24 protein-coding genes, 1 tRNA gene and 1 other annotated feature are annotated in these 26549 nt (G+C 36.9%); of the genes, 1 reads left to right on the top strand and 24 read right to left on the bottom strand.

Annotated features, from left to right (window positions below):
* Positions 1–3: 3 nt before the first annotated feature.
* The 22 genes from KYI10_07030 to KYI10_07135 form a co-directional block, all read right to left on the bottom strand.
* A complete protein-coding gene (locus KYI10_07030) occupies positions 4–552 on the bottom strand; it encodes a GNAT family N-acetyltransferase (GenBank protein QYA32146.2) in 549 nt (182 codons plus the stop codon).
* Positions 530–2263, bottom strand: a complete 1734-nt coding sequence (locus tag KYI10_07035) for an ABC transporter ATP-binding protein (GenBank protein ID QYA32147.1) — start codon at positions 2261–2263, stop codon at positions 530–532. Before KYI10_07035 ends, KYI10_07030 begins: the two co-directional genes overlap by 23 nt.
* Positions 2260–3999, bottom strand: coding sequence for an ABC transporter ATP-binding protein (locus KYI10_07040; protein QYA32148.1), 1740 nt, complete (start codon positions 3997–3999; stop codon positions 2260–2262). The genes KYI10_07035 and KYI10_07040 overlap by 4 nt, the downstream gene beginning before the upstream one ends.
* A gap of 266 nt (positions 4000–4265) precedes the next feature.
* The gene (locus tag KYI10_07045; GenBank protein QYA32149.1) at positions 4266–4628 is read right to left on the bottom strand and encodes a hypothetical protein; all 363 of its coding nucleotides are present in this window, start codon (positions 4626–4628) and stop codon (positions 4266–4268) included.
* Positions 4628–5299, bottom strand: a complete 672-nt coding sequence (radC, locus tag KYI10_07050) for a DNA repair protein RadC (protein ID QYA32150.1) — start codon at positions 5297–5299, stop codon at positions 4628–4630. Before radC ends, KYI10_07045 begins: the two co-directional genes overlap by 1 nt.
* The gene (locus KYI10_07055) at positions 5299–6036 is read right to left on the bottom strand and encodes a prepilin peptidase (protein ID QYA32151.1); all 738 of its coding nucleotides are present in this window, start codon (positions 6034–6036) and stop codon (positions 5299–5301) included. Before KYI10_07055 ends, radC begins: the two co-directional genes overlap by 1 nt.
* 169 nt (positions 6037–6205) lie before the next feature.
* Positions 6206–7588 carry a TIGR00366 family protein gene (locus tag KYI10_07060; GenBank protein ID QYA32152.1) on the bottom strand — a complete coding sequence of 461 codons (1383 nt, stop codon included), beginning with the start codon at positions 7586–7588 and terminating at the stop codon, positions 6206–6208.
* A gap of 157 nt (positions 7589–7745) precedes the next feature.
* Positions 7746–9008, bottom strand: a complete 1263-nt coding sequence (locus KYI10_07065) for a folylpolyglutamate synthase/dihydrofolate synthase family protein (GenBank protein QYA32153.1) — start codon at positions 9006–9008, stop codon at positions 7746–7748.
* Positions 9009–9013: 5 nt separating this feature from the next.
* Positions 9014–11647, bottom strand: a complete 2634-nt coding sequence (locus KYI10_07070) for a valine--tRNA ligase (protein QYA33929.1) — start codon at positions 11645–11647, stop codon at positions 9014–9016.
* Positions 11648–11689: 42 nt separating this feature from the next.
* Positions 11690–11891 (bottom strand) — a binding site (T-box leader).
* A 44-nt stretch (positions 11892–11935) separates the two neighbouring features.
* Entirely contained in the window at positions 11936–13003 is a 1068-nt protein-coding gene (locus KYI10_07075) for an AbrB family transcriptional regulator (protein ID QYA32154.1), read from the bottom strand.
* A gap of 88 nt (positions 13004–13091) precedes the next feature.
* Positions 13092–13511, bottom strand: coding sequence for a hypothetical protein (locus tag KYI10_07080; GenBank protein QYA32155.1), 420 nt, complete (start codon positions 13509–13511; stop codon positions 13092–13094).
* 97 nt (positions 13512–13608) lie between these two features.
* Positions 13609–14892 carry a glutamate-1-semialdehyde 2,1-aminomutase gene (gene hemL, locus KYI10_07085; protein QYA32156.1) on the bottom strand — a complete coding sequence of 428 codons (1284 nt, stop codon included), beginning with the start codon at positions 14890–14892 and terminating at the stop codon, positions 13609–13611.
* Complete coding sequence (hemB, locus tag KYI10_07090) at positions 14892–15875, bottom strand: porphobilinogen synthase (GenBank protein ID QYA32157.1); 984 nt, start codon at positions 15873–15875, stop codon at positions 14892–14894. The genes hemL and hemB overlap by 1 nt, the downstream gene beginning before the upstream one ends.
* Positions 15876–15890: 15 nt before the next feature.
* Entirely contained in the window at positions 15891–16559 is a 669-nt protein-coding gene (locus KYI10_07095; GenBank protein QYA32158.2) for a uroporphyrinogen-III synthase, read from the bottom strand.
* 15 nt (positions 16560–16574) lie between these two features.
* Complete coding sequence (gene hemC / locus KYI10_07100; GenBank protein ID QYA32159.1) at positions 16575–17498, bottom strand: hydroxymethylbilane synthase; 924 nt, start codon at positions 17496–17498, stop codon at positions 16575–16577.
* Between the two features lie 9 nt (positions 17499–17507).
* Entirely contained in the window at positions 17508–18341 is an 834-nt protein-coding gene (gene ccsA / locus KYI10_07105) for a cytochrome c biogenesis protein CcsA (GenBank protein ID QYA32160.1), read from the bottom strand.
* Positions 18342–18349: 8 nt separating this feature from the next.
* On the bottom strand, positions 18350–19690 hold the full coding sequence (gene hemA / locus KYI10_07110) for a glutamyl-tRNA reductase (protein QYA32161.1): 1341 nt from the start codon (positions 19688–19690) through the stop codon (positions 18350–18352).
* Between the two features lie 90 nt (positions 19691–19780).
* Positions 19781–20368, bottom strand: coding sequence for a ribosome biogenesis GTP-binding protein YihA/YsxC (gene yihA / locus KYI10_07115; GenBank protein QYA33930.1), 588 nt, complete (start codon positions 20366–20368; stop codon positions 19781–19783).
* 84 nt (positions 20369–20452) lie between these two features.
* On the bottom strand, positions 20453–21718 hold the full coding sequence (clpX, locus tag KYI10_07120; protein QYA32162.1) for an ATP-dependent Clp protease ATP-binding subunit ClpX: 1266 nt from the start codon (positions 21716–21718) through the stop codon (positions 20453–20455).
* Positions 21719–21851: 133 nt separating this feature from the next.
* On the bottom strand, positions 21852–23135 hold the full coding sequence (tig, locus tag KYI10_07125) for a trigger factor (GenBank protein QYA32163.1): 1284 nt from the start codon (positions 23133–23135) through the stop codon (positions 21852–21854).
* An 89-nt stretch (positions 23136–23224) separates the two neighbouring features.
* Positions 23225–24169, bottom strand: coding sequence for a hypothetical protein (locus tag KYI10_07130; protein QYA32164.1), 945 nt, complete (start codon positions 24167–24169; stop codon positions 23225–23227).
* Position 24170: 1 nt separating this feature from the next.
* On the bottom strand, positions 24171–24791 hold the full coding sequence (locus tag KYI10_07135; GenBank protein ID QYA32165.1) for an NUDIX domain-containing protein: 621 nt from the start codon (positions 24789–24791) through the stop codon (positions 24171–24173).
* Positions 24792–24990: 199 nt separating this feature from the next.
* Between KYI10_07135 and KYI10_07140 the strand changes: the two genes are divergently transcribed.
* Entirely contained in the window at positions 24991–25722 is a 732-nt protein-coding gene (locus tag KYI10_07140; protein ID QYA32166.1) for an NAD-dependent protein deacylase, read from the top strand.
* Between the two features lie 82 nt (positions 25723–25804).
* Here KYI10_07140 and KYI10_07145 read toward each other — a convergent pair.
* Positions 25805–25878: transfer RNA gene (locus KYI10_07145), tRNA-Arg, on the bottom strand.
* A gap of 162 nt (positions 25879–26040) precedes the next feature.
* Entirely contained in the window at positions 26041–26541 is a 501-nt protein-coding gene (locus tag KYI10_07150) for a YfcE family phosphodiesterase (GenBank protein QYA32167.1), read from the bottom strand.
* Positions 26542–26549: the final 8 nt, after the last annotated feature.

Here is a 26549-nt window from a genome sequence, read left to right on the forward strand (position 1 = left end):
CCCCTACCTTCTTACATAACTATAATGTAAAACAGGGATAGCTTCATCCGTCTTAAGATGGAAATCACGGGACATTACGTAAAATTTCGTGAGTACTCCATCTTCAATCATCGATATTTCCTTATTAAATTCAAATCCAATGCGATGGTATAAATAGATCGCTCTCGTGTTAAATGATGCAACAGTGAGTCTGAAATGACAGACATCTTGATACGCATGATAAAAGTGCATGATCATCTTAATAAAGGACCTGCCATACCCTTGACCGATAAATTTTGGATTCAGCGCGAAACCAAAGTCTATCTCATACAAATTTGTCGACATAAAATCGACTTGGGCGCTATCACCGTCACAAAAAAAACCAAATATATCATCATCCTTATATACAACATAATAATGTCCATGCAAAAATTCCTGAATAGCGCTTTGTTCGCCATTCAGGTTATAGTGTGCATATGCCTCTCCAAAATTCCATAGACTGATTGCCTGTGCACTGTCTTCATCCATATCCCTAATAATAAGCATCTCATTACCTACCTGACTGTAATGCATACATTTTAGCATATTGACCTCGAAGTGCAATTAATTCTTCATGTGTGCCATGCTCAATAATCTCACCCTTATCCAGCACGATAATCTGATCTGCATTCTTAATTGTAGACAGTCGATGTGCGATAACAAATGTTGTACGTCCACTCTTTAATACATCCATCGCCTGCTGAATCATCGCTTCAGTTTCTGAATCTATGCTAGCTGTTGCTTCATCGAGAATCAGTATTTTTGGATCAAATGCAAGTGCACGTGCAAATGAAATTAACTGACGCTGTCCGCTCGATAAAGTGGCACCACGTTCTACAACTTCAGTATCAATCCCTGCCTCAAGCGACTGCAGTACGCGGTGACCGCCTACGCGCATTAAGGCATGCTCTGCAGTTTGGCGTGATATACTTTCATCACCTAAAGTAATGTTGCTTAGAATTGTACCTGTATATAAGTATGGATCCTGTAAGACGATACCCATACGACTTCTCATAGAAGCTTTTGTCACCGACTTCGTATCTACTCCATCGATTAGAATCTGCCCTTTTGTTGGGTCATAGAACCTAAAGAGCAGATTCATAATGGAGCTTTTACCAGAACCTGTATGACCGACTAAACCAACTGTCTCTCCAGGTGCTGCCTGGATATTAATATTTTTAAGGACAAGTTCATCTTTTTTATAGCCAAACGATACATCTTGAAACTTCACTTCTCCACGTGTTATCACCAGTTCGTCCTGCTCAATGATTTCTGGCGTTTCATCCATCATTTCAAACACACGATTGCTTGATACACGTGCTTGTTCCAATACGCTTAGCTGATTAACGATATTGAACATTGGATTAAATAATCGCGTCAAATAATCTACAAGAATATACATCATTCCTGCTGTTAATGTCGCTTCATTCGATAAGAATGACTGACCAAATATATAGATCATGATTAAAAACACCGCAGAACGTATAATTCCCATCAAATTATGACTTGTTAATGAATCTAGCTTAATAATTCGTTCATAGTTCTTTAAATACTCTTTATTCAGCTCTTCGTATTCCTGCTGTATCTTCGCTTCTTGATTGAAAGCCTGAATAATCGCCATCCCATTGATCGATTCATTCAGCATCGCATTCATATCACTGTTTCGTTCACGAACGATATGATTATATTTATCGGAAACCTTACGATAGATCAACAGCCAGAAAAACAATAATGGTACAACAATCAATGCCAGCAGTCCTACTTTTGCATTAAAATAGAATATGACAATAATAATCCCTAAGATATTTGCAAAACCTGCGATATATGTCGGAAGCATCACTGTGAAAAGTTCAAGAATCGTCTGAGTATCATTCGTAATTCTTGCAACAACTTTTCCAGCAGGCAAGTTATCAAAGTATTTTATCGGTAATTTCTGAATATGTTCAAACAAGTTTGTTCGTAGATGCTTTATAACATTCGAACCCGCTGTCTGAAAGGCAATTGTCTGATAATAACTCATAATTGCATAGATTAAAGCAATAAGGAAATATAATCCAAGCAGCTGAAATATAGGCTGCATATTGATTATTTCACCGGCATCTTTGATATGATGATCGATAATATACATTCCTATTATCGGACCTGATAATTCAGTAACGACTGCAAAGAAAAGAATGATAAAACCTGCGATAAATAATTTCTTTTCTTTTACTGCTTCATGATAGAGACGTTTCGTCGTACTCATGACGACTCACCTCCTAGTTGTTGTCGATTAAACTGTTCTTTATACCATCCATCCTGTGCAATTAGTTCATCATGTGTACCTTCTTGTACAATGATTCCTTCAGAGAGCACGACAATATGATCGGCATGCTGTACAGCAGAAAGTCTATGCGTGGAAATAATGGTTGTCTTGCCTTTACGTGAAGATTCTATATTCTCGATAATCGCTGTTTCCGTCTTTGCATCTACGGCACTTAAAGAATCATCAAGTATAAGAATATCTGGGTTTTTAATCATCGCACGCGCAATCGAGATACGCTGTTTTTGACCTCCAGATATCGCTATCCCTTTTTCTCCTACCAATGTATCCAGACCAGATGGCAGTCTTTTGATATCTTCATCAAAGTTTGCAAGGCGTATAGCTTCAGCGATCTCTTCCTCGGTCGCATCGTCTTTACCAAACTTAATATTTTCTCGAATTGTCCTTGAGAATAAGATATTTTCCTGGGATACGTAACCAATTTTATCTCTTACTTCTTTTTTTGTTAGTCGATCCAGAGCAACATTTCCTAAAGTTATCTCACCTCGTCCAAGTGGATATTCTTTTAGTATCTGCTTAATTAATGTCGTCTTTCCGCTTCCAGTCGGACCAACAATCCCTAAAGTATCTCCCGAGTCCAGGTGGATCGAAACATTCGATAGATTGACTGTTTCGCTCGATGGATATTGGAACGTCACAGCTTCAAATGCAACATTATGGTCGTCAGGTACAACGTGGTCAATCGGTTCCAGTAAGGCATCCTGAGCATCTAGCGTTTCCATTACACGATCCAATGATGCATTGCCACGCTGCATAATATTAAAGAGCATGCCGATTGCAAACATTGGCCATACAAGCATATTCAAATAGACGTTAAATGATATTAATGCACCGACCGTAATTTCACCTTGATTGACCAGAAAGCTTCCATACCCTAGCGCAATCATAAAACTTAAAGCCGTAATAATAATAGTTAGAGGCTTGAATAACGCATCAAGTTTCTCTACGTGGATAAATTTATTTACTACATCTGTGGTCATATGACGGAAACGTTCGTTTAAATTTTCTTCCTGAGCAAATGCTTTCGATACCCTAACTCCTTCTATAGACTCAAGTACACTGTCATTCATTTCACCGAATGCATCTTGACTCACTGTATAGCGTTCATGAATCATCTTACCGAGTTTCTGCTCGATTATCGCTAAAAATGGAAGCGGTAATAATGCAGCTAACGTTAATTTCCAGGATACAAGGACTGCCATTGTTGCAATAATTGTAATCATGTAAGTCGTACTATCGACTAATGTCAATATTCCGAAACCAACAGTCATACGAATTGCACTTAAGTCATTTGTCGCTTTGGCCATCAAGTCTCCTGTTCTGTTTTTCTCATAGAATCCCGGACTCATCGTCAGAAACTTTGCCATCAACTTTCTGCGCATCATACTCTCAAGCAGTTGAGATCCATTAAAGAGTAGATAACGCCATAAGAAATTGATGATATAACTAAGGATAATCGTAATTAGGAAGACAAGCATTATCCAGTTAAACTTTGATGCGTTCAACGTCTTCAAGTTAACTGCATCTATCGTCTGACCAATTAACCATGGTGGAATGACTTCAATTACATTTGCTATTAACAAAACGATGATCGCAATAATATAACGTTTCTTCTCCTGTTTAAAAAACCAGCTTAACTTACTTAAAACATCAAACATATTCCATCTCCTTTCTCCTTAAACACAAAAAAGCACACACTCCCATAAAATGAAAGCATGTGCGCTTTTATATCTAGAGAGATCTCCCTGCAATCACATAAATTTATGCACTGCACGAGGAAAATATTGAATTTCTTGTTGTATCAATACAAAATGTATTAATTTGTTCATCTTATTTTCCTCCTTTCTCTATAAGTTATCTCCATCATAATTTAATCTTCTGAAAATTTCAATAGTTTATATGAATAAATTTCGAAAATCGAAGATTAGTAATCTGCTAAATACAGTATTTGATATTTTTCTTTATCTATTGATATTAAGCGTTTTAAGTCTTTATGAAGCTGAGAGATGTGGCCGAAATATATCGTTTCGTATTCATATGAACCAAAGAACGGCCCTGTATAATACGGGAGTCTCATAGGTGCATCATCAGGACGAGACTGTATAGCTTTTACTGCGCTCAATAAATAAAGAAGGTCCTGAGAGGTCACTTCACATTGCCCAGGATTATCCAGCTGATATTTCTTATCAAAATATCCGTGCAATGCATTGAACTTTCTATAGTAGGCAAGTTCTATACGTTCACGTGTTGCTTTATCTTCAACATAGAAATACATATCAAGTCCCATTAAAGTATCCCCTTTTCTTTTATACTGACATAATAACCATCTCCTATAATAATATGATCCAGTACGTCTATCCCGAAGATCTCTCCACATTTAATCAGACGTTTTGTAGCTTCTATATCCTCATAGCTCGGTTCTGGATCTCCAGAAGGATGATTATGCACAACGATGATTGCTGCTGCACTTCTTTTAACCGCCTCTTTAAATACTTCTCTCGGATGTACGATAGATGCATTCAGTGAACCGATGAATATCGTTGATTCGTGCATCACGATATTCTTTGTATTCAGTGATAATACGATAAAATGCTCCTGTGTCATATAACGCAGACGTTCCATCAATAAATTTGCTGCACATGCAGGTGATTTCACTTTGATTCTTGCTTCTTTCGTATGCGTATGCATTCTTATGGCAAGTTCAATAATGGCAAGAATCATCGCTGCTTTCTTCTCGCCTATGCCTTTAATTGTAATCAGCTCCTGAAACGTCGTATATCTTAAATCTCCAATATGACCTATATGTTCCAGCAAACGCTGTGCCACCGTATAAACACTTTCATCTCGAACACCGCTACCAATAATAAGAGATAGTAGTTCTTGATTTGTTAACTGTGCAGCACCATAAGTCAGAAGACGTTCTCTCGGTTTATCAGATTCCAGTGCAACCGTCTGCATTAAATAAACCCTCCAAAATAAATATATTTAATATCCTGGTACAAATACATCACCACAAAGAAACTTGCAGCAATAAATGGGATAAGCGGAATCTTCTTTAAATTTCTTTTATAGGATAAAAATATCATGCTGGCAAAACCTCCAATTAGATATGTCATAAAGAACATTGCAATGTAATAAGGGATTGGCAGAAAAATAAGTAAAATTACGAAAAGTTTGATATCTCCATATCCGATACTTTTCGTTAAGAAGAAGAAAATATGCAGAAGAATAATAATCAGTAATTTGATTATAATATGTTCAAATCTTATCTCGGAAATTGTTTCGCTATGAAAGATAAATAGATACGTATAACCTGTCATTAAGCAAAAAAAGAATAACGTAAGTAATTGATTAGGAATAGTATATGTTTCAATATCAATGATCGAAAGTGGGATTAAAAAAATTGTGATTGTAAGCGCAATATTATTATGAATTATACTATTTAAGGAAAATATATATACAAAAGCAGCACCCATTAATAATTCACCCCATAACAATTCAGTCGGTATATGTATGCTGCAATATTTACATCGTCCCTTTAGCATGAAATATGAAATGACTGGAATCAAATCTTTAGCTGATAGTTTATGATGACACTTAAGACACCTAGAACGACGAAATAAACCGTTCTGGTCATTGACGCAACTTATAAACGAACTAAAGCACGCACCGAGCAAAAAAATGATGACTGTCATAATTCACCTCACTTTCGCTTATAATATATAACAAAAAGTAAATCCTGTAAAAAGTGCATTTTTTAAAAATAACCGTGATTTTGATACATCTATTAAAAAATTTCTAGACTAAAATTAAAAAACTGCATATAATTTATGCAGTTTTTTAATTTTAGTAATATTTTATTTTTTAAAGATACATATAAAGTATCAGTCCTCCAAGACATATCAAAATCCATATTGCAGAAATTCTCCAGACAAATTTCAACCACTTATTATATGGAATACCAGCGACTGCTAATAAGCCCATAAGACTGGCACTTGTCGGAATGATATTGTTGCTGATTGCATCCCCATATTGGAATGCCATAACGGCAACCTGTCGATTAATCCCCAGAAGGTCACTGATAGGCACCATAATCGGCATTGTAGTCATCGCCTGGCCTGAACCAGAAGGGATAAAGAAGTTCAATATAAGCTGTGTCAGGAACATTGCGACTACTGAAAAGGCAGCGGGTAGATGGTCTATAAAATCTGTCATATGAAAAACAATTGTATCAATAATCTTACCAGAAGTGAGTACGACAACAATAGCCTTAGCAAAACCGACAATCATCGCACCAAACAGAATATCCTTCATACCTTCAAGCAATGCATCGAATGTCCCGTTAACCCCGAGTCCTCCAATGATTCCGACAACAATACCCATAATTAGAAAGTTTGCACTCATCTGTGTTAAAAACCAGCCAAACTTGAATATACCATAAACATTGATAATTATCGTTGCAGCTAGAATCACTAAGATAACAGCATGACGCTTTTTAAAAGAATCAAATTTAGTATCGAGCACATCATCACTCATTGTTCTTCTCTCTTCTACGTTCACATCATATAATAAACTTTTTTCGGGATGCGCCTTAACTTTCTTAGCATAATGCATTACATAAAGAATGCCAGTAAATAAGACAAGTAGATAGATCAAAGTACGATAGCCCCAACCAGAAAATAACGGTACTTCCGCTATACTTTGTGCGATTCCGACCGTGAATGGATTAATCATGCCACCTAAGAATCCAATCCCTGCACCTAGAGCGATCATTGCAGCTCCAACCATGGCATCATATCCTAGTGCTGTCGCTAATGCAATTCCAATGGGTACAAATATAATTGTCTCTTCACTAAGACCAATTGAAAACCCAAGAATACTAAACATAGTCATCGTAATCGGAATCAGCCATCTTCCATGACGACCGACACGTTCCATTAATGCGTTAACGCCAGTAGTAATGGCATCGGTGCGATGGATAATACCGAAAGCTCCACCGACGATAAATATATAGAAGATAATCTCTCCACCTTCTATTAGACCGTTCGGAATAGACCTAAATATCTCAATTGGTGCAACTGGTGATTGCGTTACATGATGATAGGAACCATTGATAACTTCTGTTCGGTCTTCTACTTTCTGACGTTCAAATTCTCCAGCAGGTATGATATATGTCATGAAAGCTGCGAGACAGACAATTATAAGCAGTAGTAAATATGTATGCGGCATCTTTAATTTAAAATTCATACAATTCCCCCTTTTTGTTAGCATTCCCTAATTTATAAAGTACATTCAAAAATTTCAGATTTTAAATGCATTTATTCTTCAGAATACAAAAAACTTTCGGCAATGTACGAATCTCTTAATTCCTACATTTTCCGAAAGTTTATTTTTTTAACAAAATTTATTGTCTTAATTTATCTTTAACGGCACTAATAAAATACAGGCTTCCTGTTACAAGCAGTACATCACCTTCATAGTTTCTGATAAAATCTGCGTAATCTTTTACCTTAATTCGTTTATCATGTTCGACATGTTCATATAAAGTGTCGAGCGGCAGCGCTTTAGGAAAATCAAATGTTGTCACATAGAAATGCTCGCTTATTTCTTCAAGCGACTTTAACATGCGACCGATTGGTTTTCCATCGATTGCGGAGAACAACACATCAATCTTATGACCTGCATAATGAGATTTCATCGTATCGACTAATACTTCAATTGATTCAACATTATGTGCGCCATCCAATATAATTGTCGGACCCTCCTGAATTTTCTCTATACGACCAGTCCACGTTGTATCTTCAATGGCTTGAATCATTTTATTAAAGTCCAGAAGAAGCATACCTCTATCGTACATTTCAAGCAATGTAGCAATCGCGAGCGCTGCATTTTCCTGCTGATGCGCGCCGATCATCTTCAGTTCAATCGCCTCAAGTTCGTAAGATTTATATCGGAATGTAAATTCATTTCCATTTTGAATGAGTTGAATGTCACAACCAAGCTTAATCCCTTTGATATGCTTTTCAGCGACGACACCATCGATATACTCCTGTGCATCTTCATTCTTTGCCGCATAGACTAACGGTACGCCAACTTTAATGACACCCGCTTTTTCTTTAGCGATATCTAAATAAGTATCTCCGATGATATTTGTATGATCTAACCCAATCGATGTTAATATCGACATGACCGGTGTAAATACATTTGTAGAGTCATTCTTTGCTCCCAGTCCTGCTTCAACAATTACAAAGTCTACAGGATGAACTTCACCAAAATAGACAAACATCATCATCGTAATAATCTCGAATTCTGTTGCAGTACCAAGATCTGTTTCTACTTCCAGCTGTTCGCTTACTGGCTTCACAATGTCAACGAGTTGCACGATTTCCTCATCAGATATCGGCTGACCGTTTAAACTGATACGCTCGTTAAACGTTTCAATATATGGACTTGTAAATGTACCGACTTCATAATGGTTAGCTATAAGTGCATCTTTAAGATAGCTTACAGTCGACCCTTTTCCATTCGTACCTACAACATGAATACCTTTTATCTTGTGCTGAGGATTATCGAGTTTGTCGAGCATCCATTCCATTCGTTTTACACCAGGTTTAATACCGAATTTATAGCGTTCATGTATCCAATATAAACTCTCTAAATAATTCATAGTCATTACTTCCTATTCAATTGGTTTAGACGTTCCTGAACACTATTATATTTCTCTGTATATAGTGCCTGCTTTTCTTTTTCTTCATTGATAATTTTCTCTGGCGCTTTAGCGACAAACTTTTCATTACTTAGCTTCTTATCGACACGTTCTAGTTCTTTCTGCCATTTTTCAAGTTCTTTTTCAAGACGTGCAATTTCTTTTTCCATATCAATCAGACCTTCTAATGGCAGAATGACAGAACCTCCTGTCACCGCAGTTGTGATTACTTCTTCTGGAATTTCTACATCCGTTGAAATCGTTAATGTAGATGGATTACAGAATCGCTCAATAAATGGACGTTCTGTTTCTAGACGATTTGAAATGGCTTCAGAATTTGTCTTAATCATCATCGGAATTTGTTTACTCATCGGCGTATTCACTTCGCTACGCGTATTACGCACAGCACGAATAATTTCCATCAACTGCTCCATATCACGTTTAGATTGTTCATTTGATAGTTCAGGTTTCACCACTGGCCAGCTTGCAGTAACAATTGAATCACCTGTTACCGGTAAGTTCTGCCAGATATGTTCAGTTACAAACGGCATAAACGGATGTAACATACGCATGATTGAATCTAACGTATATGCTAATACTGATCGCGTCATTTGTTTTTGTACTTCATCCTCACCGTTCATCGGAATCTTACTCATTTCGATGTACCAGTCACAGAATTCATCCCAGATAAAGTTATACAGTATACGACCTACTTCACCGAATTCATACTTCTCAGCAAGACGCGTAACGTCTGCAATAGTTTCATTTAAGCGTGTTAAAATCCACTCATCAGCTAGTGATTTCTTACCAGATAGGTCAATATGTTCAGCTTTAAAATCATCACCAATGTTCATTAAGCTAAAGCGTGAAGCATTCCAGATTTTGTTGATGAAGTTCCATGCCGCTTCAACCTTTTCAGTTGAGTAACGTAAATCTTGTCCTGGTGAAGAACCTGTCGCTAAGAAATAACGTAAGCTATCTGCACCGTACTGATCGATAACATCCATTGGATCAACACCATTACCTAGAGACTTACTCATTTTGCGACCATCTTCTGCACGTACTAATCCATGGATTAACACATCATCAAATGGACGTTTTCCTGTGAATTCTAATCCTTGGAAGATCATACGTGCTACCCAGAAGAATATAATATCATATCCCGTTACGAGGACATTCGTCGGATAAAACGTTTTATAGTCAATCGTCTCAGTATCTGGCCAGCCAAGTGTTGAAAATGGCCAAAGCGCACTTGAGAACCATGTATCTAGTACGTCTTCATCCTGGGTCCAGTTCTCTATGTCTGCAGGCGCTTCTTTACCTACGTAAAGTTCACCTGTTTCTTTATGATACCATGCTGGAATTTGATGTCCCCACCATAACTGACGAGAAATACACCAATCATGAATGCCTTCCATCCAGCGGTTAAATGTGCCTTCGAAACGATTCGGAACGAATTCAATGCGTCCCTCTGTTTTCTGGTTGTTTAATGCCTGCTCAGCAAGCGGTGCCATCTTAACAAACCATTGCGTTGAAAGATAAGGCTCTACAACTGCGCCACTACGTTCAGAATGGCCGACTTGATGCATATGACGTTCCACTTTCACAAGTTCTCCGCTTTCCTTCAAGTCAGCGATAAGCTGTTTGCGGCATTCGAAACGGTCCAATCCTTCATATTTACCACCTAACTTATTAATCGAGGCATCAGTATTCATCACATTGATGCGCTCTAAATTATGGCGGTTCCCGATCTCAAAGTCATTTGGATCATGTGCAGGGGTAACTTTCATTGCTCCAGTACCAAAGTCCATCTCAACATACTCATCTGCAAGTACAGGAATTTCTCGATTCATAATCGGTAAGATTACATTTTTACCGATCATTTCTTTATAACGTTCATCTTCTGGATGTACCACAACCGCAGTATCACCTAACATCGTCTCAGGACGTGTCGTCGCAATTTCGATAAATCCTGAACCATCAGCTAAAGGATAGTTAATATGATAGAACGCACCTTCAACTTCTTCATGAATAACTTCAATATCACTTAATGCTGTACGTGCTGCAGGGTCCCAGTTAATGATACGTTCCCCACGATAGATTAAACCTTTTTCGTACATCTTAACGAACACTTCTTTAACCGCTTCACTTAATCCTTCGTCTAATGTAAAGCGCTCACGTGAATAGTCTAGTCCAAGACCGAGCTTTGCCCACTGTTGACGAATAAATCCTGCATATTCTTCCTTCCATTCCATCGTATGCTCTAAAAATTTAGTACGTCCGATGTCGTGACGACTGACACCCTCTTCACGTAATTTTGCTTCTACCTTCGCTTGCGTCGCAATACCGGCATGGTCCATTCCAGGTAAATATAACGTATTATAACCTTGCATACGTTTCATACGTGTAATGATATCCTGTAATGTTGTATCCCACGCGTGTCCGATATGTAGTTTTCCTGTTACGTTTGGTGGTGGAATCACAATTGTATACGGTTTTTTGTCGCTTTTACTTTCTGCTTTAAATAATTCTTTCTCAACCCACTCTTTATATCTACCTGTTTCAACTGTATTTGGATTATATTTCGTTTCCATTATTATACCTCCACTCAATAATTTCAAATAAAAAAATCCATCCTATAACTATAGGACGGATTTACCGCGGTACCACCTAAATTCAGTATTGCTACTGCACTCAAAAGATTAACGCTCTTACACGTATTAACCTACTTTATTCAGCAAATAAACGCTCCAGGCTACCTTCACAAAATTGCATTATGCATTCTCACCAACCATGCACTCTCTATAAATACGCATCCGCTACTCTTCCTAATATAATATGAACTTAAAATAATTGTATTAGATTCATGATATATTGTCAATTTATATTCAAATATGACGTGCTCTATATTTAAGGTAGATGGATAGTAATGGTGTTACCACCAGCAAAATAATAAAAATCCTAAAAATATGATAACTTGAAATCATCGCTACGTTCGCTCCTGTTTCCAGTCCGACAATAATAATCTGAGCCATACCGCCTGGCGCTGCACTTAAAAAAAGATCATTAAAACTCTCATGCATAAAAAGATTCATTAAATACACAATTATAAATGTCCCTATAATCAATAGTAAATTCTGAATCAGCACGCCAATAAATAGCTGTCGATTAATTTGATAAGAAAGGTCATAGAGCTGTAATCCAATACGAATGCCAAAAAACATTTGAGCCAGAATAATTAGCGGTGTAGGAATCATGAAATTTATTCCGGTCGTTAAATTCCAGATCATCAGGACAGTTATCGGACCTATCATATCCGGTACAGGAAAATGTATGCGTCTATAAAGATAACCTGCAATTACCATCGCACCTATTAACAACAACATGGTTTGCAGATTTATAGCCTCCATCATGGAAGGCGTCTGGGATATTGTCGCATGATGCCCGCCTTCTGGAAGCAAAGAAGAAATGAAAGGTACAATCAACACAACAATCAGTATTCGCGAAGTCTGTGCTAATGTGACGACCAATAGATTGGCATGTTTATTCTCTTCTGCCATCACGATCATTTGATTAAGTGCACCTGGTATCGACGCTAAAATTGCTGTTTCGAGAGAACAGTTTAAAAAATGCTTTAACACAAAAGATATCATTATAGCTAACAAAATAACGAAGATACTTATTAATATGATGTACATTAATTCATCGTGAATATCAGCTACAATTTCTTTCGTAAAAGATGCTCCAATCTGAGCTCCTAGAATATATAGTCCGATTTCGCTTAACCACTTCGGCCATTGATATTCTCTTGAAGTAAACTTTCTCAGTAGCACTGTGGCAATAATCGGACCGAATAACCATGGTAAAATAAGATGAACAGTACTTAGGATCAGCCCCATGAGTAAGCTCACGATAAAAATAATGATGTAATTCAAAGGATCACCTGCCTTTTTCATACAAATCATACCATATTTAGGTATAATAATTATACTAACATGCTCAAAAAAAGTCTAAGACATATGTCTTAGACTTTAAGCAACATTTTTAAGCTACTAAATCAAAGTTGACGATTGATGCTAAATCAAATGATTTTACTTGTGCATCAGACGTTTTTTCTTCTGTAGCTTTTTCTGTTGTAGGAGCTTCAGTTGTTGCTTTTTCTTCTGTCTTTACATCTTCTTCAGCATCTTTATTATCATTACAGAACTTAAATAATAAAGGTATTAAAATCAGAAGAAGTAATAAAGGTAAAATCCATTTCAACGGATTACTTTTCTTCGCATGGTCTACATTATCTCGGTCTCCAACCACTTTATCGTGATGTTCACCTTCACGAACTTTTTGACCGTTTTTGTATGTATCTCCATCTGCTTGATGGGTTACATTTTCATGTCTATTCTTAGATGAATCATAGATGACTTCATTTTCTTTGTCGTTGCTGTTGCTGTTTTTGTTGTTTGTCATAATAACGACCTCCAGATTAGATTATGCAGCTTATTTCAACTACATATCAATCTATATCCTATTAATCACAACTCGAAACATTATTTTAATTTTTATTTTATAAAATGACAGTTAAAGATTTATCAAAAGCATTGATTGTTCTCTGAATATCTTCTTCAGTATGTTCAGTCGACAGGAACATCCCTTCGAATTGTGAAGGAGGTAGGAACACACCATTATTGGCCATCTCTTTGTACATAGCTGCAAATAGTTTTAAGTCAGACTTAGAAGCAATTTCAAAATTTGTCACTTTTTCTTCATTTAAGAAAAATCCTATCATACTACCAGCACGATTAATCGTGATCGGTACGTTATGTTTTGCAAATACATCCGTTAAGCCTGCTTCTAACATATCCCCTAAATGGTTAAAGTATTCATAACTTTCAGGTGTTAGTTGACTTAATGTATAGTAACCACCAGTCATCGCAAGCGGATTTCCACTTAATGTTCCTGCCTGATATACCGCACCACTTGGCGCAATATGTTCCATAATGTCTTTGCGCCCACCAAATGCACCTACTGGTAATCCACCACCGATAACTTTACCTAAACACGTTAAATCCGGAGTAACGCCGAAGTAACCTTGAGCACAGTTATAACCTACACGGAAACCTGTCATTACTTCATCAAATATTAATAATGCACCGTATTCAGATGTAATCTCACGTAAACCTTCTAAAAACCCTTCAACTGGAGGTACTACTCCCATATTGCCAGCCACAGGTTCTACAATGACACCAGCGATATCATCACCAAATTGTTCAAATGCAAGCTTAACAGCATCTAAATCATTATAGTGAACCGTAATCGTGTTCTCTGCAGTACCTTTAGGAACTCCAGGAGAATCTGGTAATCCTAACGTAGCCACACCACTCCCTGCTTTTATTAATAATGAGTCACTATGCCCGTGGTAACATCCGATGAATTTTAAAATTTTATTCTTACCTGTAAATCCTCTTGCTAAGCGAAGTGCTGCTAGTGTTGCCTCAGTACCACTTGAAACCATACGAACCATTTCAATTGAAGGTACACGTTCAATTACAAGTTCTGCCATTTTGTTCTCAAGTTCTGTAGGCGCACCAAAGCTTGTACCATTTAGTACAGCTTTATTTAACGCGCCCGTTACAGTGTCGTTTGCATGACCTAAAATTAACGGCCCCCAGCTTAGAACGTAATCGATGTATTCATTGCCATCAATATCATATATTTTAGAACCTTTCCCACGCTCCATAAATATAGGATCCATGTCTACACTTTTGAATGCGCGAACCGGACTATTTACACCACCTGGCATCAAATTGACTGCTTCATTAAATGCTTGCTTTGATTTTGAATAATCCATTAGTATTCTCCTTCGTCTAAGTATTTACAAATGTCTTTTGCAAAGTACGTTATAATCATATCTGCACCTGCACGCTTCATAGAAAGCATCTGTTCCATTACGATACGCTCTTCATCAACCCAGCCATTCATACTAGCTGCTTTTGTCATTGAATATTCACCACTAACATTATATGCTACAATCGGTACATTTGAGTTGTTACGCACATCACGAATAATATCTAAATAAGATAGTGCGGGCTTAACGATCATCATATCGCAGCCTTCTTTTAAATCACTTTCAAGTTCAAGCATTGCTTCAAGACGATTCGCCGGATCCATTTGATAGCTCTTACGGTCACCATGACTCGGTGCACTTTCTGCTGCATCACGGAAAGGTCCATAGAATGCTGAAGCGTACTTAATACCATAACTCATAATTGGGACATTAACAAAACCTGCCTCATCTAATCCTTTACGTATTTCTGTAACAAAGCCATCCATCATGTTGCTTGGTGCAATAATATCGGCACCCGCTTTTGCTTGAGAAACTGCAGTTTGAACGAGTAATGGTAGCGTTTCATCATTGATGACATCATGTGTATGTTCATCTAATACACCACAATGACCATGATCTGTGTATTCACATAGACATGTATCAGCAAGTACAAGCATATCTGGATATAGAGATTTTACCTTACGGGTTGCTTTTTGAATGATTCCTTCATCATCATAAGCACCTGTTCCGCATGCATCCTTACGGTTAGGAATACCAAACAGAATAACAGCGCGGATTCCGAGCTTGTATGCTTCGTGCACTTCTTCATCCATAATATTAAGGCTCAGTTGATAGATACCTGGCATAGACGAGATTTCTTTCTTTACATCATCTTTTTCTATTACAAATATCGGATAAATAAGGTCACGTTTATGTAACGCTGTTTCTCTAACCATATTACGCATATTGACTGAGCTTCTTAATCTTCTGTGACGATCAAAATTCATTATTTATACCTGCCTTTAATTTAATTTTTTAATTGTTTCATACATAGCGTACAATGTTTCTTGCTCACTAATTACGTGGGACACATTGTACTTTTGTAACGCTTCACTCGTAACTTGTCCAATCGCCATAACACGTATATCTTCCGATAAAGAAAAGTGCTGAAAATATGCATGAACAGATGATGGACTTAAAAACAATATCCAGTCGATAGTTCTGCTACGAATCATCTGATGAACACACATGACATTATCAAGATGCGGCTGTGGTTCATATAATTCTATTTTATCGACAGTAGCGATATTTTTCAAAGTTTCAAACATCAAGGGCCTTGCTTTTTTTGAAATGGGTAGACAAACTGTTTTATCTTGAAAGCGCGTGTCCATATCTTCTAAGAAATATTCCTGCTGAAAGCGACTCGGAACATAATCTACCTTAATATTCAGATTGGAAAGAGCCTCTTCTGTTTTCGTCCCTATCGCTGCAACTTGTTTATATTTTATATATGGATACATTTCAAAGAATAAAGTAACCGCATTTTTACTCGTAAAAATAAGCCAGTCATATTGTGCACGGATCGTTTCATCTAAAGGCAGCGCACAAATTTTAATCAATGGTTTATGCAGTACTGTCAATCCTTTATATGTTTCATTACGACTTCCTGTGTTCAATACAACCGGCTTCATTTTAATCAATCCTTTTTATACGTCTTGATTCAAAGTTTCAATAATTGCTTTTGCTCCGTTTTGTTCCATCGCTTTTGCCACCTGGGTACCGATTTCTACCGGATTACTGCCACTATGTGTAACTTTGTATTTTTCTTTCCCGTCTGGACTCATGATAAGACCTGTAAATTCAATTGACTCGCCAACCATCGTTGCATGACCTGCAATTGGTACTTGGCAACTACCATCCATCAATCTCAAGAATGTTCTTTCAGCTTCTGTGCAGATTTCAGTCTCTTCATCATGCACTGATTTTAATAATGCTAAAACTTCTGCATCATCACTTCTGCATTCAATACCTAATGCACCTTGGCCAATCGCAGGTAACATCAGTTCAGGATTTAGATATTCAGTAACAATCGACTTATCCCATCCCATTCGGTTAAGTCCTGCTGCAGCTAAAATAATTGCATCATAGTCTTCATCACGAAGTTTTGCAAGGCGTGTATCAATATTGCCTCTTATCCATTTAATTTCTAGATGTGGATATTGATCTAACAATTGGGCACCACGTCTTAAAGAAGATGTCCCTACAATACTTCCCGGCTTTAATTCATGTAACGGAATATGGTTCTTTGCAATATATGCATCACGCGCATCTTCTCGTACTGGAATACAGCCTAGTGTTAACCCTTCAGGTAACACACTTGGAACATCTTTCAGTGAATGAATCGCAAAATCGATTGTACCATCATAAAGTGCCTGTTCAATTTCTTTAACGAACAAACCTTTACCTCCAACTTTAGAGAGCTGAACATTCACAATCTGATCTCCTTTAGTCACAATCTCCTTAATCTCTATTTCAAGATTCGGATGCTTGCGCTTTAACTGATCAATAAATTGCTGACTTTGTGTCAGTGCTAGTTTACTTCTTCTTGAACCCACAATAATTTTTCTCATAACTGCCTCCTAATAGAATAGCTGATGAAAACCAGAAAATCTTGAAGCGACCATATAATTGATTAGCAACATCAAAAAAAGCATAACATTGATGTCCATCAGCAAGCGCATCTGCAGGAGTGTTTGCTGATGGAGATAAATATAGATAAAGTATCCAGTCAGTAATATAAGAGAGCCGATCACTTTCGAATCATACCATATGGCATTACCTTCAAAGGATAACCCCCAGTAGATGCCTAATATTAAAGAAATCAGCAAAAGGACCGAACCAATAATTGCAAACAAAAACGCCAGTTGGCTTAGGCTTGAAAGATCACTAATTCTAAAGAATTTCTGATTAAACTTCTTCTTCTTTAAATAGTTCATCTGCACAATATATAGTACTGCATGTAAAGATGAAACTAAAAACATTACATAGCTGATAATTGCAAGCGTGACATGTATCCATAAGAGTTCATTCATCATATGTGAGACCGTCGTATCTTGATAGAATTCAGCTGGATGAAACGTATGGATCATCATAAAGATAAAACCAATTAAGTTCATCATAAACACAAAAAATTCCGTTTTGATGAAACGTGAAAGTATGATAGAAAGTAATATAATCAGCCACGTGTAAAAATAAAAACCTTCTGTTAAAGTTTCAAAAGGCATCCGCCCTACGACGACTCTAAACAATAAAATTGAGCCTGTTTGCAGGACGAATACTAGCCATAAAAGTATGTAGCCTATTTGTTTAATCCGATTTGATTTCTGGACGAAATCAAGGAAATAACAAGCAATACTTATCATATAGATGATAAGTATTGCTTCGTGCATACGCATTAATAGTAATTCACTCATTCCATCACCTATTGCTCGGGATTAAAGACAAAACTGTTTTTTGAACGACGAACTTCCGGTTCATTGTTCTTTATACTTTCAACTTCATTCGTAATATTGAAAATCTCCTGGAAGAACTGCAGTTCCGCTGCTCTGTTCTCAGAACCACTCACTTCTTTTGCCTGTGAAATTGGATCTTTAAGAATCTGGTTAATTATACTCTTCATATGCTTTGAGATTACCTTACGATCGCGCTCAGAAAGGTCAGGCATCTTACGGTCGATACTCTCCATCGTTGTTTCCTGAATTCTTAATGCTTTCTCACGTAAAGCAGTAATAACAGGTACGACACCCAGCATATTGATCCAGTCTACAAAAGACATCACTTGTTTATCAATCATCGTATAGATTACTTGCGCTGCACGTTCACGTTCTGCTAGATTGGCATCGACTAGACCCTTTAGGTCATCTACATCATAATTAAAGATAAGATCGATATCATTTACTTTAGGATCAATATCACGTGGTACTGCGATATCAATTAAGACGAGCGACTTATTCTTACGTAACTTCATAATATCCTGCATCATCGGTTTCGTGATAATAAATTCCTGTGAACTCGTTGAAGAGATGACGATATCACTTTCAATAAGCGCACATTGAAGTTCTTGCAACGATACTTGACGACCGCCATACTGATCTGCAAGTGATTTCGCTTTCTCAGCTGTACGGTTGATGACCGTAATATCTGTTGCTCCCGAGCCGACTAAGTTTTGTAGTGCCAGCTCAGCCATTTCACCCGCACCAACAATCAATATTTTCTTATTTTCAAGCTTACCTAATATTTTCTTACTTAATTCCACAGCTGCATAACTTACCGATACTGCTTTTGAAGAAATATCTGTCTCAGCATGTGCACGCTTTGCAAGCGTAATTGCATCTTTAAATAACTTATTAAAAACAGTTCCGGTCGTACCTTCACTTTGTGCAAGCAGAAAACTATCTCGAATTTGTCCAAGAATCTGTGTTTCACCAAGTACAATTGAATCCAGTCCTGTGATCACTTTGAAAAGGTGATGGATTGCTTCATTGCCAACCTTTACATCCGTCACAGACTTAATCGTTTCGATATCAACATCAAACCATTCAGACATAAATGATTTTACGTAGTATCTACCTGTATGAACCTGGTCAGTAACAGCATAGATTTCTGTGCGGTTACATGTAGAAAGAATGACACCTTCTAGTATTGATTTTTGATTAATCAAAGCAGATAATGCCTGCTGAATTGATGATTCACTAAATGCCAGCTTCTCCCTCAAGCTGACATCTGCTGTCTTGTGATTAACACTCACAACAACAATATGCATATTAACGCCCCCATTTTTGCCATTGTTACTATTATAACATTTCGTTCCCTTTATGCTTTAATTCTGCCCGATTTCATAAAAAATTCACATTTATAGATATTTCTCGATTGCATTAAAAATCATCGGATTTTTATCTTTACTTAAAGCTGTATAGCTGATTAACGTATCTGATGGATCCATATCGAGATCCTGTTTGATTACCTTTAGGTGTTTTTGAATTTTACCTTTAGGTATTTTATCTTCTTTAGTCGCAATGACGATTGTCGGTATATCATAATGCTTCAAAAAGTCATACATCAAACGATCATCTTCAGTAGGATTATGACGTATATCCACAAGCTGTATCACACATGCAAGATTATCACGAGTAGTAATATACGTCTCGATCATCTTGCCCCAGCGTTCTCTTTCCGTTTTAGAAACTTTGGCATAACCATACCCTGGTACATCTACAAAAACAAGTTGTTCATCAATATTAAAGAAGTTTAACGTCTGAGTCTTACCAGGCTTTGAAGAAATTCTCGCCATACTCTTTCGACCGATCATCGTATTGATAAACGATGACTTCCCAACATTTGAGCGTCCCGCTAATGCAACCTCTTTCAATCCTGTATCAGGATATTGGTCAGGTTTCACCGCACTAATAATTATTTCTACATTATTTGGATTTATATTCATTGTCGTCTCCTCTTCTTTCATCTCATCTATTATACATGAAATCATACAAAAAAGAGAATGTACTGTTTACATTCTCTTCATTGTTTATGCTGACGTAACTTCGATATTTATAAGTTCATCTTCAGTATTATAAAGTTCTGGAGACGCGCCATCTTCTATTGTCTCTTTAGTAATAACTACTTTTTTGACATCTGTTCTTGACGGAATACTGAACATAACTTCAAGCATACTTTCTTCGATAATCGATCTTAAACCACGTGCACCAGTCTTACGCTCGATTGCAAGTTCGCTGATTGCAGTTAATGCTTCATCTGTAAACTCCAGGGAAACCCCATCAATTTCAAGCATCTTCTTATATTGTTTGACTAATGCATTTTTAGGCTGAGTCAATATATTCTTCAGTGCATCAACATCTAACTGCTCTAGATTCGCAACAACTGGTATACGACCAATGAACTCCGGAATAAGACCATAGCTTTGTAAGTCTTCAGGTTTTATCTGTGATAACAGCGTCGCCTCGTCAATACCTTGTTCTTTAATACCAGTAAAACCAATTACTTTTTCCCCTAAGCGACGCTTAATCACTTCGTCGATACCATCAAATGCGCCACCTAAAATAAACAGAATATTCGTTGTATCAATTTGTATGAACTCCTGATTTGGATGCTTTCTTCCACCTTGTGGCGGTACACTTGCAACAGTACCTTCTAAAATTTTCAGCAATGCTTGTTGTACCCCTTCACCACTGACATCACGTGTGATGGATGTATTTTCAGATTTACGGGCAATCTTATCGATCTCATCGACATAGATAATACCTTTTTCTGCGCGTTCAACATCAAAGTCAGCTGCCTGAATTAAGCGCAGTAAGATGTTCTCTACATCTTCACCTACATAACCTGCTTCTGTAAGACTGGTTGCATCTGCAATTGCAAATGGTACATTAAGAGAACGTGCTAGCGTTTGAGCAAGTAAAGTCTTTCCGCTACCTGTTGGTCCGATTAATGCGATATTACTCTTTTGTATTTCCACACCATCTTCATCATTCAATGGATTAAATATACGTTTGTAATGATTATAAACCGCCACTGCCAGGGCTTTTTTCGCTTTGTCTTGTCCAATAACATAAGCATCCAGTAACGCCATCATTTCGTGTGGTTTTGGAATTTCAGTAATCTCTTCGTGTTCAACAGTCTTTAGCTCTTCAGCTACAATCTCTGAGCATAATTCAATACATTCATTACATATATATACGCCACTTCCTGCGACTAATTTCTTAACCTGATCTTGATCTTTTCCGCAGAAAGAACATTTTAAGTTTTCTTCTTCATTATTATACACTCTTAACACCCCTATTCTTAAAAGAATATACTAAACATTTACAATGATTGCAAATGATTAAACTAAAATTAAAAAACACGGACGAAATTCCTTAAAAGCAGGAGTCGCCGTGTCTTTTAACGGTAATGTATCACTTTACAATTTATTTCTCTTTTGATTCTTTAACAAGAACATCGATTGCTTTTTGGATACGTAAGTCGTCTTTTAAAACTTCACCGTTACCAAGAGCAGCTTTAATGTCATCTACTGATAATCCGAACTGTTCGCTCATCTTAGAAAGTTCAGCATCTACATCTGCATCAGATATTTCGATGTTTTCAGCCTTAGCAATTGCTGCTAATGTTAAGTTAGTTTTAACACGTGCTTCAGCATCAGCTTTCATGCTTTCTTTAAGTTGCTCTTCAGTTTGACCTGAGAATTGATAGTAAAGTTCTAAGTTTAAACCTTGTTGCGCAATACGTTGTTCAAACTCCTGCATCATACGGTCTAATTCTGTATTGATCATCGCTTCAGGAATATCAACTTTAGCATTTTCAACAGCTTGAGCAATTAAACTCTCTTTCATGTTGTTTTCTGCTTGTAATGTTTTTTGTTCTTGAAGATCTTTTTTGTATTTCTCTTTGTAAGCATCTACTGAATCAACTGACTCATCTAGTTCTTTCGCCATTTCATCATCTAATTCAGGTACTTCTTTAGATTTTACTTCGTTGATTTTCACTTTAAATACTGCTTCTTTACCAGCTAATTCTTCAGCGTGGTATTCTTCAGGGAACGTTACTGTAACATCTTTTTCGTCACCAACTTTAGTTCCTGCTAATTGTTCTTCAAACCCAGGGATGAATTGACCTGATCCGATTTCAAGATCGTATCCTTCAGCTTTTCCACCTTCAAATGCTTCATCATTAACATAACCATCAAAGTCTAAGTTAACAACGTCGCCTTCAGCAACTTCGCCATCTTCTTTAACGACTAATTCAGCTTTACGTGCTAAATCAGCTTCGATTGCTTTATTTAAATCTTCTTCAGTTACTTCTGTATCTTCTTTTTCCACTTCAAGACCTTTGTAATCTCCAAGTTCTACTTCAGGTTCAACTGTAACTTTAGCAGTAAAGATTAATTCTTTACCCTTTTCCATTTGCTCGATATCGATTTCTGGGCGATCAACCGGGTTGATTCCAGCTTCTTCAACAGCTGCAGCATATGCATCTGGTAAGATGAAATCTAATGCATCCTGGTATAATGCTTCTGCACCGAAACGTTGTTCGAACATTGGACGTGGCATTTTCCCTTTACGGAAACCTGGTACGTTTACTTGTTTAACAACTTTCTTAAATGCTTTATCTAATCCTGCATTAACTTCTTCAGCTGGAACTGTTACTGTTAATACACCTTCGTTACCTTCTTGTTTTTCCCATTTTACTGACATGTGATATTCCTCCACGAATTTCTAATTTTTTCAACTCTCTCATTATAACATAATACATGATAGCTTCAACAATCTACAACTATTATTTTTTATCGGTTATACTTTTCAAGTTGATTTATTTTGTTCATTATATCAATTGTATGTTGATTACCCAAATCATCCGTCTTATTGTCTGTAAACAACTGCAGAAAATAATGCGCATACGTCTGTATAATTAAATCCAGCTGCTGTTTATCAAAATATTCGAATTCCAGTGGGTATAGTAAAAGATGGTGCTGCTTCATTAATAACACTGCATGATCTGCAGCTGATGGCATTTCACGCTGCAGATAAGAATAAACTCCATCGATTACTTCTTGAAATTCTGATGTTTCAAGACGCGGTAGTTTTGATACCTCTATTTGCATGGTGAGGTTAAATTTCGTTATCGTCACATGCTTATCGCACTGCGCCATCAGCAAATACTGCAGAATAAATGAAATGACTTTTGGATGTAATGTATTCGATTCTAATATATGTATAAACGACATCTGATAGGCGAAGTCGCCTTCATCAATCAACTTTAAGATTAATTCACATTGTGCATTACTATCAGAACTTTGGAACGTCACGATAAAATTTCTGCTCACACGTCTTTTCATTTCTAAAGCTTGGGCTGCTTCATCATACAATGGCATAAGCGTTATCAATAATTTCTGATCGACATTTTCTTGACGGAGCCTCTCTATTAATTCTACAACTGTCTGATATTGCTTATAATACATTAAACTTTCCAAAAAATAAGGAATAATCTCGTTATACGCCTGATGCCCTTGGTTCAGAAGAATACTTGATTCTTCTTTAAGCTCAAGGAAGCTTTCAAGCTGATAGAGACATTCAAGCTTTAACAACTGCTCATCAGCACTCAGTTCAAAGTGCCTTTCGAATGTCATAAACACATCGTATGCATCTTCATAGCGACTACTTTTCATTGCATGACGAATTTGACGGCTTAAATTTTCCTTTAGTTTCGGGAAGATTATGATATCTGACATATTAATGACCTACGTTATAAATAGACTCGATAATTAACCTGGACCATGATTCATATTCTGCGTTCTGCATCAGTGTATGTTCTTTCTTCCAGTCAATTTTAAGGGTATCTGTTTCATTTACAAATACATCAGAAGAAGCAACTTTCAATTTGAACACAAGCCCGATATGCACACGGCCAACTTCTGTGTCATCATCATTAATAAATCCAATGAGCTGCAATACATTTGCTGAAACATCACGAACACCTACTTCTTCCTCCAGTTCACGACCTGCGTTCTCAAGTAGAACATCTTCAATTTGTGCGTTATCGATACGATTCATATGGCCGCCGATTCCGATAGAAGATAGACCGTGGAGTCTCCCTTCGCCCCCACCAGCAAGACGTTCATACACTAAAATTTCATCGTTTTCATTTTCCAGGATACAATATGAAATCAACTGTTTATATCGTTCATCTTCTTCCATATCTCCGCGGCGTTTCACTTCATACTTCGTTAGTGTCTCATATATTTCAAGCGCACGTTGATCTTCCATCGAGATAAAACCATTGAAATGATTCTTCTCATGACTAAATATCGTTTCACGATCAACGACGATTATTTGCTCATCCAATTTATTCATAGTATTTCTCCTCACAACAGATTTATAGGTTACTTTGATTTTATCGAAATCAGACAATGCTTTCAATCGATATTTTCTGTACAAGTGATGATTATAATCTAAATTCATTTATTGTGCAAAGGAGGTAAAACAATATTTTAATATCCGTATTCGAACATGTTAAAATAGAAGAACGACGGATAACAAGGAGTAATTGACAATGGAGAAAATTAGTATGCTTGAAAAAGCAATAAAAAAGAGCGAAAAAATAGTATTTTTCGGAGGTGCAGGAGTATCAACTGAAAGCGGTATCCCTGACTTTAGAAGCGCTGATGGAATCTTCATGCAGGAAACTAGCATTGAACATTCACCAGAAGAAATTATTTCTATTGATTTCTTTAACAAATATCCAAAACAATATTTCAAGTTTCACTTTGATAAACTCGTGTATCCACATGCACAGCCGAATATTGCTCATCGTTTTATCACGAAACTCGAACAACAAGGCAAAGATGTGACCGTCGTAACACAAAATATCGATGGACTACACCAATCAGCCGGCAACAGTAAAGTACTAGAATTGCACGGCAACGTTCAGACAAATTATTGCACACACTGCAAGAAAGTATTTCAATTAGAAGAACTTTCAATGGATAAAGACGGTATACCCAGATGTCCACACGATGATCATATCGTACGACCTGATATCGTGATGTATGGAGAAGCACTTAATTCATCGGTAATTACAGAAGCAATCACTGCCATACAGAATGCTGATATGATGATTATCGCCGGGACATCGCTAGTCGTATATCCTGCATCAACCTTTGTAGATTTCTTTAATGGTGAAACACTTGCAGTAATCAACAAAACATCGCTACGAACAGTACGCAGCGATGCATTAATCTTTGAAGATTATATTGGAGAAGTCCTCAATGCTATAAAATTATAAAAAGAACGCTATAGAAAATAAAGAAATTTTCTATAGCGTTCTTTTTGATTTTGAGAGAACATTTAAGTTCTCATCTCATTAGCGTCCTGGGAGGGATTCGAACCCCCGACCGACGGCTTAGAAGGCCGTTGCTCTATCCAGCTGAGCTACCAGGACAATATTTAACACAAGATTAATTATAATCAACTTTAAGAGGTAAAGTCAACAACAATCGGAAAATAAATTGACTAATAATCACATCAATAATTTCTAATTACACAATAAAAAGATAAATACATTATAAAGCAGAGTCCTATCCAAGTACTCTGCCTTACTGTTCTACAATAAAATGATTTCTTTATCTGTAATTTCATGATTCTGATTATAATACGTTATCATCTGATTCTCTTCTTCAACCGTTAATACTGCATAGGTCTCCACGTCCTCACTTCTTGACTGAGCAATCGATCCAGGGTTGATACATACGACACCTTGCACTGTTTCAATATGCTTGACGTGAGTATGTCCATAGAAAGCAAGGTTACAATTTGCTTCAGCTGCTGCTTCTGCAAGTTTCACAAGACTTCTACCAACATCATATAAATGCCCGTGTGTTACAAAGGCATTTATATGATGCATCTGTATTCGTGTAGAAGATTGGAATTGATGACCATAATCACAGTTGCCTGCGACTCTGATATACGGCTTTAATTCAGGGTCACTATAATCAAATTCAGAATCACCGAGATGGATAAATATATCTGCATCGTCATGAACAGATACAATATCCGTCAAAATGCCTTTCATACGATGATTATCACTTACGATTACCCACTTCATAAGAACAC

The sequence above is a fragment of the Macrococcus sp. 19Msa1099 genome, assembly GCA_019357535.2.
In the GTDB taxonomy this organism is placed as follows: domain Bacteria; phylum Bacillota; class Bacilli; order Staphylococcales; family Staphylococcaceae; genus Macrococcoides; species Macrococcoides psychrotolerans.